13 protein-coding genes are annotated in these 12115 nt (G+C 40.3%); 1 reads left to right on the forward strand and 12 read right to left on the reverse strand.

Annotation, left to right across the window (positions count from 1 at the left end):
- Positions 1-9 precede the first annotated feature (9 nt).
- From NYR60_RS07350 to NYR60_RS07385, 8 genes are all read right to left on the reverse strand, one after another.
- On the reverse strand, positions 10-693 hold the full coding sequence (locus tag NYR60_RS07350) for an urease accessory protein UreF (protein WP_279439193.1): 684 nt from the start codon (positions 691-693) through the stop codon (positions 10-12).
- A gap of 11 nt (positions 694-704) precedes the next feature.
- The gene (ureE, locus tag NYR60_RS07355) at positions 705-1268 is read right to left on the reverse strand and encodes an urease accessory protein UreE (RefSeq protein ID WP_279466445.1); all 564 of its coding nucleotides are present in this window, start codon (positions 1266-1268) and stop codon (positions 705-707) included.
- Between the two features lie 7 nt (positions 1269-1275).
- A complete protein-coding gene (gene dinD, locus NYR60_RS07360) occupies positions 1276-2127 on the reverse strand; it encodes a DNA damage-inducible protein D (RefSeq protein ID WP_279466446.1) in 852 nt (283 codons plus the stop codon).
- A 112-nt stretch (positions 2128-2239) separates the two neighbouring features.
- Entirely contained in the window at positions 2240-2857 is a 618-nt protein-coding gene (locus tag NYR60_RS07365; protein ID WP_279466447.1) for a glutathione S-transferase, read from the reverse strand.
- A 96-nt stretch (positions 2858-2953) separates the two neighbouring features.
- Positions 2954-4672, reverse strand: coding sequence for an urease subunit alpha (gene ureC / locus NYR60_RS07370; protein ID WP_279466449.1), 1719 nt, complete (start codon positions 4670-4672; stop codon positions 2954-2956).
- 11 nt (positions 4673-4683) lie between these two features.
- Positions 4684-4989, reverse strand: coding sequence for an urease subunit beta (gene ureB / locus NYR60_RS07375; protein ID WP_279466450.1), 306 nt, complete (start codon positions 4987-4989; stop codon positions 4684-4686).
- 96 nt (positions 4990-5085) lie between these two features.
- Positions 5086-5388 (reverse strand): urease subunit gamma, encoded by a 303-nt coding sequence (gene ureA / locus NYR60_RS07380; protein ID WP_005599005.1) that lies wholly within the window; start codon positions 5386-5388, stop codon positions 5086-5088.
- Between the two features lie 57 nt (positions 5389-5445).
- Positions 5446-6348, reverse strand: a complete 903-nt coding sequence (locus NYR60_RS07385; protein ID WP_279466452.1) for an urea transporter — start codon at positions 6346-6348, stop codon at positions 5446-5448.
- 506 nt (positions 6349-6854) lie between these two features.
- Here NYR60_RS07385 and NYR60_RS07390 point away from each other — a divergent pair.
- The gene (locus NYR60_RS07390) at positions 6855-7754 is read left to right on the forward strand and encodes a LysR family transcriptional regulator (protein ID WP_279466455.1); all 900 of its coding nucleotides are present in this window, start codon (positions 6855-6857) and stop codon (positions 7752-7754) included.
- Positions 7755-7835: 81 nt separating this feature from the next.
- Here the strand turns inward: NYR60_RS07390 and NYR60_RS07395 are convergent, their stop codons facing one another.
- The 4 genes from NYR60_RS07395 to NYR60_RS07410 form a co-directional block, all read right to left on the reverse strand.
- A complete protein-coding gene (locus tag NYR60_RS07395; RefSeq protein WP_279466457.1) occupies positions 7836-8297 on the reverse strand; it encodes a nuclear transport factor 2 family protein in 462 nt (153 codons plus the stop codon).
- 212 nt (positions 8298-8509) lie between these two features.
- Positions 8510-10366, reverse strand: a complete 1857-nt coding sequence (locus NYR60_RS07400; RefSeq protein WP_279466458.1) for an SLC13 family permease — start codon at positions 10364-10366, stop codon at positions 8510-8512.
- Positions 10367-10429: 63 nt separating this feature from the next.
- Positions 10430-10954, reverse strand: a complete 525-nt coding sequence (locus tag NYR60_RS07405; RefSeq protein ID WP_279466459.1) for an MltR family transcriptional regulator — start codon at positions 10952-10954, stop codon at positions 10430-10432.
- Positions 10954-12093 carry a mannitol-1-phosphate 5-dehydrogenase gene (locus NYR60_RS07410; protein WP_279466461.1) on the reverse strand — a complete coding sequence of 380 codons (1140 nt, stop codon included), beginning with the start codon at positions 12091-12093 and terminating at the stop codon, positions 10954-10956. Before NYR60_RS07410 ends, NYR60_RS07405 begins: the two co-directional genes overlap by 1 nt.
- Positions 12094-12115: the final 22 nt, after the last annotated feature.

Here is a 12115-nt window from a genome sequence, read left to right on the forward strand (position 1 = left end):
TTATTCAAATTAAGACATATAAAGTCTTGTATAAAGCTGTTCGTGTTGCATTGAGCGGATATCGCTTGCCAGCGTTGCCGCACCGAGCCACTCAGGATCAGGATTTAGGCTATTTTCGACCGCTTGTGCAAGTGGTGTGCGTAGTGCAAATAAAATATCTTGCCCGTCCATTTGGCTTAACGGCACCAGTTTCACGCCGTTAGTCACCACTCCGACTGCCGCATTGTAGTAGAACGCATAGAGTGTTTCGGCTTTGTCGAGATTCATCGCTTGCGCTACCATCGCAAACACAATCGGGAAATAACCCTGACAACGTTTTTCACTGATTGCCTGTTGAAATTCGCTCAGTAACGGGTGATTTTCATAACGAATAAAAATCTTCAGCAATCGTACACCTAATTTATAACTGCCCTCTCGACTCTCACGAGCGATTTTACTGGCAGCAAGTTCTTGATCTAGTTGCAACAATCGGCCTAAATCGTGGTTTGCCATTGCATCAAATGCTAACGACAAATACGCCCCGTCATTGTAAATCCAGTTCTGCATCAGCTGAGTTTGCACGTATTCTTCAAGGCTGGCTCGACTGTTCACTTTGCCTTGTTGCACAAAGGTTTCTAAGCCGTTTGAGTGGTTAAAACCACCAATCGGCAATGTGGGATCGACCAAGTGCAATAACGCCCCAAGTTGCCCCATTCGGGCGAAATCTAGTGCTTGTGCCAATTTCCGTCTCCGTGATGATGATAGCCGTGATGATCGTGCGAATGGCTATGACTGTGCGAATGTCCGTGTCCCTGCGCGGAATTTGCTCGCAACGCTTGGCTTAAACGGCGTTCTGCTTTTTTCGGTTCAAATCCGGCCGCTTGTAGCCATTCAAACATCGGTTTGTCGTACGGCAGCGTGACTTCATCACCATCTAAAAATAATGGCGAATGTTTATTACCGATTTCATAGCAAGCACGAGCCATCTCAGGCAAGGTTTTCGGCGAAAGCACAATCACTTCGCTTGGCACGATTTCAATCGTAATCACTAGGCTCTCGCTCACAAAAACTACATCATCATGCTTCAAACGTTGCCCTTCTTTCAGCAAACGAAACGCCACTTCACGTCCTGATTTCGACGTTTTACGCAATATATTGCGTTCACTTTCATACCATTGCAATTCAACGGTGTCGATTTGTTGATTGATAATTTTGCCTGAGGCTTTTAGCTCGGCAAGATTACCTAAAATATCTTCCATTACTGGGAGGATTGGGTTAAGGATTTGCATAATAATTTTAGTTCTCTTTAGGTAAACTTTTCACGTGTTTCGCTAGTTTCTTATCTTCAGACTTCACTTTTCTTTCAAGTTTTTGTAAATCGGGTTCTGCTGGTAAACTTTCTGGTTTTATTCCGCGTTGCCCCAGCATTTCTCGAATAGTTTTATTATTCTGCACATGCTCATCAGAAATAGCCGTTTCGCCTTGTAAATCATCTTGCAAGGTATTATGATTTGTTATTTCTGTTGCAAGATTTTTCGCTGCAATAGTTAATGTCGGTAAAAAATCTGCTAACGCTCTATTAGGAACAATCCCATATTTTTCTTTCATTGCTTTGGTAGTAAAACCACCAAATAACGCCTGATCACCCTTCGAACGAATACGACCAAAGCCGGCATCATCAACACCTCTTTCATATAAGTTTTTTGAAAGTATTTTTTCAGATTCCCGCAAACGCTCTCTTGCTTCAATACGAACCTGCAACTTCATTCGCTCTTCTATTACTTCTTGCTTACGAGTCTGTACAGCAAAATAACTCTGAGCAAAGGCGATCTCAGGCTTACGAGGATCTCCATTTTGTGCAAGTAAATAACAAGCGTAACGAGTCAGCATAAAATCTTCAATTTTTCTCTGACTACCACTACCCAATTTAACCATTTTCGTGATGCCACGAAAATGGTCTGACACAGGGAAACCACTAGTTTCACAAGCCTCCATTGCTCTTAAAATCGTAAGTTTAAAGTTTTCCCAACGGCTATACCCCAAATAAGGTTGTAAATCGCGAGCAAACCAATACTCAATATTATCTTGATCAATACGCTGCACTAATGCTTCTAGCGATAATTTTAATGTTTGTAATTGTTGATCCATACAAGTTCTCCTTTTAAGTAATATAATTTAATCATTATACTGAAATAATGAACAGTTATCATTCCTCAATGATTTCAAACAATCGTCAAAACATTAGGTCATATAAAAAATATCACACCCTAGGTTTTGTCTCTGCCAACACTACATATTTGTCATTCATTTGTTCCGCCCAAGCGGTCAAATTCGGGTGATGTTTTGCAAGATCGTAACCAAGTTTTTCGGCACGGAACTGCAACCAATCAATTAAGCAAACTGCAGTAATTGTGCCGATATTTAGCTCTGTGCCGAATGGTTCAATCGCTTTTTCAAGCTGTGGTAATGAGCGAATATTACGATCCATTAACTGTTCTTGGCGACTTGTCCACCATTCATTTTCAGGGCGAAGCATACGTTCAGCAATAATCGGAACGGTGTTTTCTAAAATACCGTCCGCAATGTTATGTAACGCTAATGCCGCCCAGCGTGGTTTACCGCTTTCCGGGAATAATTTCGGTTGGTCGCCTTTTTGATCGAGATATTCGCAAATCAACTGGCTACCGAATAACCAATTTCCGCAATTACGTTGTAGAGCGGGTACACGTCCAAGCGGATTGTCTTGGTTGTGTGGTGAATTTGGATCAAATGCTGAACTAATCTTTAATAGTTCGGTTTTAGCTTCTAATTGTTGATGTTTTAATGTGACTAACACTTTACGCACAAAAGGGCTAGTGGTGGAATACCAGAGTTTCATAGGTTCTCCTTTTGAGTTTGGGACGCAAGCATTGCGTCCCTACCAATCACGCTGAATTGAGAATGAAGTAGGGACGCACTGCGTGCGTCCATTTACTTAGAACAAGAAATAACGCTGTGCAAGCGGTACTTTGGTCGCAGGTTCACAAGTAATATGTTCGCCGTCCACACGTACTTCGTAGCGTTCCGGATCTACAGTAATTTCAGGGGTGGCGTTATTGTGAACGAGATCTTTTTTGCCTACATCACGACAGCCTTTTACCGCTAAAGTATCTTTCTGGATACCATATTGGGTTTTGATATCCGCCTCTACACTCGCTTGGGAAACGAAATAAACTGCACTTTCAGTATTCGCTTTCGCATTTGCCCCAAACATTGGGCGGTAGAATACCGGTTGTGGCGTTGGGATTGAAGCGTTCGGGTCGCCCATTTTCGCAAAGCTGATAAAACCTTTTTTCATTACAAATTCCGGTTTTACGCCGAAGAATTGCGGTTTCCATAGTACGATATCCGCCAGTTTACCCACTTCAAGCGAGCCAACGTATTGGCTGATACCGTGAGCGATTGCTGGGTTGATGGTATATTTCGCAATATAACGTTTAATGCGGAAGTTGTCGTTACCCTCATCGCCCAATGCACCACGTTGTTCTTTCATTTTATCCGCTGTTTGCCACGTACGAGTAACCACTTCGCCAACACGTCCCATTGCTTGACTGTCTGAACTCATAATTGAAAACACGCCCATATCGTGCAGAATATCTTCTGCGGCAATGGTTTCAGGACGGATACGGCTATCGGCAAATGCGACATCTTCCGGCACACGTTTATCTAAATGGTGGCAAACCATCAGCATATCCAAATGCTCGTCAATCGTATTCACAGTAAATGGGCGGGTTGGATTGGTTGAAGCCGGTAATACGTTCGGGTACATCGCCGCTTTAATAATATCCGGTGCATGACCGCCGCCGGCACCTTCGGTGTGGAAAGTGTGAATCACACGTCCGTTAATCGCTTTCATTGTGTCTTCTAAGAAACCACTTTCGTTGAGCGTATCAGTGTGGATTGCTACTTGTACGTCCATCTCGTCCGCCACTTTTAACGCTGCATCAATTACCGCCGGTGTTGCACCCCAGTCTTCGTGAATTTTTAAACCTAATGCACCGGCAACCACTTGCTCTTTAAGCGGTTCAAGCGTAGAACAGTTACCTTTTCCGAAAAAGCCGATATTAACCGGTAAGGATTCACAGGCTTGGAACATTCTCGCAATGTTGAATTTACCCGGTGTACAAGTGGTGGCGTGCGTGCCGTCCGCCGGGCCAGAACCTCCACCAATCATGGTGGTAATGCCGTTTTCGATCGCATGTTGTGCTTGTTGCGGACAAATCCAATGAATGTGGGTATCAATACCGCCGGCGGTTGCAATTAAATGCGCACCGTTATGCACTTCGGTACTTGCGCCGATAATCATATTTGGCGTGACATTATCCATCGTATCCGGATTACCCGCCTGACCAATGCCGACAATGCGTCCGTCACGAACCCCAATATCCGCTTTGATAATGCCTAATTTTGCGTCAATAATCATCACGTTAGTGAGAGCAAAATCTAATACATTCGGATTATCACGGGTAGCGGTACTGGATTGTGCCATACCGTCACGTACCGATTTACCGCCGCCGAATTTACACTCATCACCTTTGGTTAACAAATCTTGTTCAATTGTCGCCCATAAATCGGTGTCGCCTAAACGGACTTTATCACCGACTGTCGGACCGTAAGTCGCTACATACTGACTGCGTGGGATTGTTAATGCCATTTTCTTACTCCCTATAATTTGCCGTCGATTTCGTTATGGAAACCGTAAATCACTTTATTACCACCAAACTCAACCAGTTCCACTTCTTTCGCTTCACCAGGTTCAAAACGCACCGCATTGCCTGACGGTACATTTAAACGCATACCGCGAGCCTGCAAGCGGTCGAATTTTAGGGCGTTATTGGTTTCAAAAAAATGGTAGTGCGAACCGACTTGAATCGGGCGGTCGCCTGTATTGACTACTTCTAATTTGACGGTTTTGCGACCCACATTCACTTGTACATCACCGTCTGCTAATTGGTATTCTCCAGGGATCATTTTTTATTCCTTTTCTTTTTATTATGTAGGGGCGAACACAGTTCGCCTTTAACAATTCGCACATTAGGGCGAACACAGTTCGTCCCTACGCAAAAACTAACGAATTGGATTATGCACCGTCACTAATTTGGTGCCGTCCGGGAACGTCGCTTCGATTTGCACTTCGTGCACCATTTCCGCAATACCTTCCATCACATCATCCACCGTCAGTAACGTTGCACCGTATTGCATTACTTCCGCCACCGACATACCGTCACGAGCAGCCTCTTGCAAATGGCTGGCAATATAAGCGATTGCCTCCGGATAATTTAATTTCACACCACGAGCTTTGCGTTTTGCCGCCAGCTCTCCGGCAAGAAACAACATCAGTTTTTCTTGTTCTCTTGAAGTTAAATGCATTTTGTACCTTCTTTTTCTCTCAGACTTTGTTAGATTTTTTTAAAAATAGACCGCTTACTAAGGATTAAGCAATCTGACTAATTTATTTTTATCAAAAGCGGCTTTATCCAGTTTAGATTTTATCGTGAGCAAGCACCAACTTGCGACAATAAAACCAATCGTATAAGTCGGAATCCCCATTTTAGCAACACTAAACTGGATCAAGACCGCAAGTAATACGCCGAAAATCACATAAGCAAAATTTCTTCGTCTTGTACCGGCAAAGGCACAAGCTACTAAAATTGGTGAGAAGCCATAAATCCCATTGGCAAGGCTGTTCTGATCCACACCAAGTAAATGATAAGCAAAGGTTGATCCTATTGCTGCCGCCGCCAAGCCGTACATTGCCGCAATCGGAGAACTAATCGCAATCGCCAAAAATAATAAACCACCGGTAATCGCACTCGAACCAAAATTCACTTCCGCCCAAGCATAAAACGGTGAACGCATCGCATCAATTGTATTAGTGTAGTCACTTAATGCCGGCGTAGTTTGGGTTAAATCCAATAATTCAAAAGAAGAAACACCCCAACAAAACACCCAACTGGCAAGCACAAATGGAAAAGTAAAAGCAACTTTGCCTCGTTTGGTAAATTCACGCATTAATACGGTTGCAAATAGGGAAGAACAGATACCGAGAAGCCAAATTATCGGGTTGGAAGCGTCAAGTTCACCAAAAGTAAACATCACGCACATAAAAGCGAGACTGGCGTTGAAACCGTAAAGGCCTTGTTTGATTTGTTCTGTGGGATAGTGAAGAAAGGATGCGAATAATGTACCGAGTAAGGCACCGAGAAAACAGGACACGCCGAGCGTCCAATGGCTAAAAAACATTGCAATGACAATTATCAAACCGGACAAACCATTTTCTTGCAAAAAGATTTGCCCAATCCCTGTCAAGGAGGTTTTAATTAACTTCATTTTTCTTCCTGTATTTTTTATAAAGTACACTTTATGTACATTTCTTATTGTTTGCATAAGCACTTGATTTTAAATAAATTCTTATTAAGAAATTTATTGTTATTAGCCGAATTTATATCAAATCGCAATCAGTTTACAATAGTTTTTCTTATCCTCAAAATAAATAAATATTATGAAAGCACTTAATATTTTAAATTATAAAATAATTCTTACTCTATATACTGGAACTTTTTTCGATAAATTACAGTCTATTAGTACGTTATCCCAGTCACATTTTAAATGTCTATCAGTTACGCTATTAATCTGATAGCTTAAGATAAAAGAAATGTAATGTGATAAGATAATGCTCCTCATAACGAATATTTTTTCGCCCCTAAAGACAAGCGGTCTTATTCCATTTATTTTCCTCAAAGTAAATCGAATAAGACCGTTTTTATTACCCAAATTCTGATTATTTCTATAAAATAAATAATCATAAAGAAAAAGTTAAATTCCCTTGAAATAATATGTTAAATAAACTTGATGCTTTGAAATATTTTTGTACTGCTGCACAAACATTAAATTTCCGAGAAGCGGCTAACCAACTGGCGGTTTCCCCACCAGTTATTACTCGAGTAATCAATGAGCTGGAAATTGAATTAGGCGAACAACTATTCAAACGCACAACCCGAAATATCGTATTGACTAATTTTGGTGAAGAATTTTTGCTACACGCAAAACATCTATTGGACGATAGTGAAAAGTTATTTAATTTAGGTAAAAAACAACAAGATGAAATGGCAGGTATTGTACGCATTACGCTGCCGAAACTGCGAGATCAAGATGAAATTTTGTTTGAATTATTAAAAGCTTTAGAACCTTATCCGGACCTTGTGATTGATTGGCGGGTCGATACCGCCCGTTTAGATAATGTCAAACATCGCATTGACATTGGTATCCGAGCAAGTCGAGAACCGGATCCGAACTTTATCGTAAGACCGCTTTCCGAAATACATGATATTTTTGTTGCCTCACCCGATTTTATTGCACGCTGGGGGGTGCCGAAAAGCCTTGATGATCTGCGTAAAAATTTCCCGATGAGTAGTCTAATTAATACCACAACGGGACATCCTTGGGATATTTATATTAATGAAGACACTGTGCTTGTTCCACAAAAACTCGGATTTATTACTACCGATCTTTATAGCGAATTACAAGCTGTACTAGCTGGCAGAACTATTGCCCATATTGGGAATATGGTATGTAAACCTTATCTTGAAAGTGGTCAACTGATCCAATTGTTCCCTGAAGCACAATTTGAAAAATGGCAACTTTATGTCTATCGACCTTATCAAGCAGTGACCTCGTTAAGAGTATTAAAGGTATTTGATGTGTTAACTGAAATTATGCAAAAACGTTACGCTTAGCCATAAAAAAAGCGGTCAAATCTTGCAACAAACTTGCAAAAAATGACCGCCAAGGTGAACACGGTTTTTAAATCAACTTATTTACGCTTCTACCGGTTTGACGACAATTTTAGTGATTTGTAATTTATCGCCGTTCTGTTTGGTATCAATATCAAATTTCACGTTCCAATGACCTTGGTTATCCCACATATCGCCGGAAACTTTGGCGGTAACCAATAACTCGTCATAACCTTTAGACTTGATTTTCGACTCAGTAATCATTCCATACTTCATACCACCTTTTTGAATGTTTTTAATCCATTCTTGTTTGCTCATCGTATCGTTTTTTAATGTCACTAACTCAAAATCATCTGATAATAGGCTTTGTAACGTTGTAAAATTAGGATGAATTAAGGCATGATTTAATTGTTCATACGCATCAATCACTTTTTCTTGTTGTGCTTGCTTTGCTTCTACATTCCCAATTACCGGTAAACTTGCAACAACACTCAGGGCAACGCCCAAAAATAGCGATAAAAATATCTGCTTAAATGTCAATTTCATTAGATTCCTCGAATATCTCTGTTTCTCTCTTAATACTTGACTGATATTATAAAGTAATCATTATTAATGATAAGTACATATTTAGTTAATTAACTATTAATAAATATGAAATAATAGGCGAAAACGATTGCTTTAGACAAAGAGAAAACAAGAAAGCGGTCTTCTTTTGCTATTTTGTTACAAAAAATGACCGCTTTATCGGCAAGGAAAAATTAGAATAAAATAGGCACTAAAAAGGCAGTAACGATCATCGTAATTAACGTGAAAGGTAAACCGATTTTTAAGAAATCACTAAAGCGGTAGTTACCTAAAGACACGATCATTGAGTTCACCGGCGAAATTGGGGTCATAAATGCCGCCGATGAAGCGATTGCAACCACCATCACTAAAGCGGTCGGCGAATAGCCTAATTGATTTGCCACTTCTATCGCTATCGGTGCCATTAAAATCGCCGTAGCACTGGTTGAAATAAATAAACCAACGATAGCTGTCAACGCAAACAGTCCCATTAAAATTAACGGATAAGGCGTACTTGAACCGCCGGTAATGGCAATAAATTCCTCTACCATTAAACTTACGCCGCCGGTTTTTTGCATCGCTAACGAAAACGGCATCATTCCGATCACCAGAATTAAAGTCGGAAAGTGAATCGACTCATAGGCAGATTTCATATCAATACAACGAAATGCTCCTAACATCAAACACGCAATAAATGCCGCAATCACATTAGGAACCACACCGCTAATCATCAAGCCGATCATCACAACTAACGATAAAATCGCATAAGGTGCTTGACTGGCTGCCGGCACAACTTGCTTACTTTCTTTCGGCATACCAATTAAAAAGAAATCCTTACGGCTCTGTACCATCGTTGTAATTTTTTGCCATACGCCCATGACAAGCAAAATATCACCGGATCGAATCGTTTCAGTTAACAGATTATTTTGCAGAATCTGTGTATCTCGTTTAATCCCCACCACACTTAAACCGAAACTGGAACGGAAATTTAACGAATCTACCGTTTTACCGATTGTTTCGGTTTCCGGCATCACACCAAGTTCTGCCATACCGACTGATTTTGCTTGTGTAGAGAAATATTCGCCTTTTAACTCAATCGGCTGCAATTTAAATTCCTGACATAATTCAGAAAATCTGTCTTCATCCACCCCAATATCCATTAATAGAATATCTTTTTTCTGTAATTGGTCTTTTCCAAAAGCGGCAAGCGTAATATTGCGGAAATTTTTATAACGCTGAATCGCAATAATATTTAAATGGTAAATTGATCGCAGATTTAACTCATCTATTGTCTTACCTACAAAAGTAGAATCCTGTGGCAAGATAACCATTTTGGCACGTCCATGTAGCTTATATTCATCAATAAATTGTGCCATTGACTCTTCATTATTATTTGAAACGACCGAAGCATTATTACCTAACCAACGGCGAGCAATGAGCATATAAACAATCCCGAGTAACAAAACCACCGCACCAATCGGGGTAAAGCTAAAAAAGCCGAATCCTTCAAACCCGGCCTTGACCAATTCAGCGTGCGTCACTAAATTTGGAGCGGTTGCAATTAAAGTCATCATACCGCTAATCAAGCCGGCAACGGCAAGCGGCATCATAAAACGACTGGGAGAAATATTCATACTGGCACAAATTGCAAGCGTGACCGGGATAAAAATTGCGACAATACCGGTTGAACTCATAAATGCACCTAACGTGCCGATACTCAACATCAATAAAGCTAATACTTTTGCTTCGCTCGCACCTGCAACTCTTAATAACCAATCACTCATTTGATTTGCGACACCGGTACGAGCCAAAGCATCACCAATGATATAAAGTAACGCCAGTAAAATCACATTCGGATCACCAAAGCCGGCTAATGCTTCTTTTGTAGTTAAAATACCGGTTAAACTAAAGGCTAACATTACCAATAGGGCGATAACGTCCATTCGTAATTTGTTTTGAATAAACAAAAAGACAGCGATGGCAAGAATTGCCAATACCCAAAATAAAGGATATTGCATAAAGGAAGGTAAAAATTGCTGAAGGGTTTGCATAATATTCTCTAATTGTAAAAAAATCGGCAAATTATACCGCTTATTATGCAACAAAAAAGCCCCTTATAAGGGGCTTTCTACATCGAGTTTTTCGTTAATTTCCGTAATGGCAAGAATCAAACTGGAACGCATAATCCGTTCCAATCGTATCTGTTGCATCTGAAATAGCATTGAATCTTTATTCTCTACATTCGCAGAAAACTTCAATACATCCGACACCGGGCTTAAATCAATATGATGTAAATCTCGAGCGAATTGTATGATCGCAGGATGAGAAAACGGTAATTCTTCTACCTCATCACTTAGTTGTTGCTTCACTTCAATAAAAAGTGAAATATCTTCAAACACCGGTGCAGAAATCACACCTAGACCTAATAATAACTTTAAACGAACATTTAATTCAGCAAGCGGCCCTTGATGCTCAAACAAAGAATCGACTACCGATTTTAAAGCGAAATCGGTTTTTCGAAACACACGTTGAATAAGTCGTTCAATATTTTGTGCAAACTGATTTACTGAAAGGGCGAAGAACCCTCGTAAAGAGGGAACTTCACTTAATTGTTCGATAAAATTATCTGAATATGGCATTAGTTATATAACGCAACAACTTGATTAATAACGTCTTGGTTGGTTAAACCAGTATATTTCTCAACTGCCGCAGCAACTCCGTTATCTGCAATAAATTGTGCTAATTCGACCGCTTGCGGGTCTTCTTCATTACGATATTGTAGAGCCATAACCACACCATTGACGAGGTTTTTATGCGGTAAACCGTATTCTAACGTGCCTAACAGCGGTTTAATTAAACGATCATTCGGGCTAAGTTTACGAATTGGTTCACGACCTACACGGTTTACATCATCATTTAAGTACGGATTTGCAAAACGTTTTAAGATTTTTTCAATATAAGCGGCGTGTGCTTGTGGGTCAAAACTATAACGTTTAATTAATACCGCACCGCTTTCTTCCATAGTTGCTTTTACTGCCGCTTTCACGCTATCGATAGCAATTGCTTCTTTAATCCATTTCACACCGGCTTGTTTACCTAAATAAGCAGAAATTAAATGACCAGTATTTAACGTAAATAATTTACGCTCAACAAATGCCATTAAATTATCAGTTAATTCCATACCTTTAATATCCGGAATTTGACCTTTGAATTGGGTTTTATCCACAATCCATTCGCTAAACTCTTCTACCGTCACTTCTAACGGATCCGCTTCGTTTAACTCTGCCGGCGGTACGATTCTATCGACTGCCGAATCCACAAAGCCGACAAATTTTTCAATTTCCGCCTGTTGAGAAGCGGTTAAATTTTCAAAGATTTTTGCTTTAAAGAAACTTGTTCCACGCACCATATTTTCACAAGCAATAATATTTAACGGCTGAGTATTACCTGCTTCTAAACGAGCTGCTAACGCTTTCGCAAACAATGGTGCGATAAAGCCTAAAACATTCGGACCAACCGCAGTCGTAATCAACTCAACGCTTTTTACTTGTTCGATAACTGCCGCTTCATCTTTTGAGTTAATCGCCGCAATATTTTTTACCACTTCAACACGGCTCGCATCGCCTACGATTTTTACACCGTATTGTTTATTTTGGTTAATTTGATCAATCTGAGTTTGGTTGATGTCAGCAAAAGTGACAAAAACACCGGAATCCGACAATAATTTACCGATAAAACCACGACCGATATTACCTGCACCAAAATGTAATGCGTTCATTCTATGTTCCTCTTTAATTTGT

The organism is Actinobacillus genomosp. 2 (assembly GCF_029773605.1).
Classification (GTDB): domain Bacteria; phylum Pseudomonadota; class Gammaproteobacteria; order Enterobacterales; family Pasteurellaceae; genus Actinobacillus.

What these genes read in the sequence shown, in the direction of transcription:
- NYR60_RS07350 (WP_279439193.1), bottom strand. Translation starts at nt 693, where the DNA reads ATGGGGCAACTTGGGGCGTTATTGCACTTGGTCGATCCCACATTGCCG.
- ureE (WP_279466445.1), bottom strand. Translation starts at nt 1,268, where the DNA reads ATGCAAATCCTTAACCCAATCCTCCCAGTAATGGAAGATATTTTAGGT.
- dinD (WP_279466446.1), bottom strand. Translation starts at nt 2,127, where the DNA reads ATGGATCAACAATTACAAACATTAAAATTATCGCTAGAAGCATTAGTG.
- NYR60_RS07365 (WP_279466447.1), bottom strand. Translation starts at nt 2,857, where the DNA reads ATGAAACTCTGGTATTCCACCACTAGCCCTTTTGTGCGTAAAGTGTTA.
- ureC (WP_279466449.1), bottom strand. Translation starts at nt 4,672, where the DNA reads ATGGCATTAACAATCCCACGCAGTCAGTATGTAGCGACTTACGGTCCG.
- ureB (WP_279466450.1), bottom strand. Translation starts at nt 4,989, where the DNA reads ATGATCCCTGGAGAATACCAATTAGCAGACGGTGATGTACAAGTGAAT.
- ureA (WP_005599005.1), bottom strand. Translation starts at nt 5,388, where the DNA reads ATGCATTTAACTTCAAGAGAACAAGAAAAACTGATGTTGTTTCTTGCC.
- NYR60_RS07385 (WP_279466452.1), bottom strand. Translation starts at nt 6,348, where the DNA reads ATGAAGTTAATTAAAACCTCCTTGACAGGGATTGGGCAAATCTTTTTG.
- NYR60_RS07390 (WP_279466455.1), top strand. Translation starts at nt 6,855, where the DNA reads ATGTTAAATAAACTTGATGCTTTGAAATATTTTTGTACTGCTGCACAA.
- NYR60_RS07395 (WP_279466457.1), bottom strand. Translation starts at nt 8,297, where the DNA reads ATGAAATTGACATTTAAGCAGATATTTTTATCGCTATTTTTGGGCGTT.
- NYR60_RS07400 (WP_279466458.1), bottom strand. Translation starts at nt 10,366, where the DNA reads ATGCAAACCCTTCAGCAATTTTTACCTTCCTTTATGCAATATCCTTTA.
- NYR60_RS07405 (WP_279466459.1), bottom strand. Translation starts at nt 10,954, where the DNA reads ATGCCATATTCAGATAATTTTATCGAACAATTAAGTGAAGTTCCCTCT.
- NYR60_RS07410 (WP_279466461.1), bottom strand. Translation starts at nt 12,093, where the DNA reads ATGAACGCATTACATTTTGGTGCAGGTAATATCGGTCGTGGTTTTATC.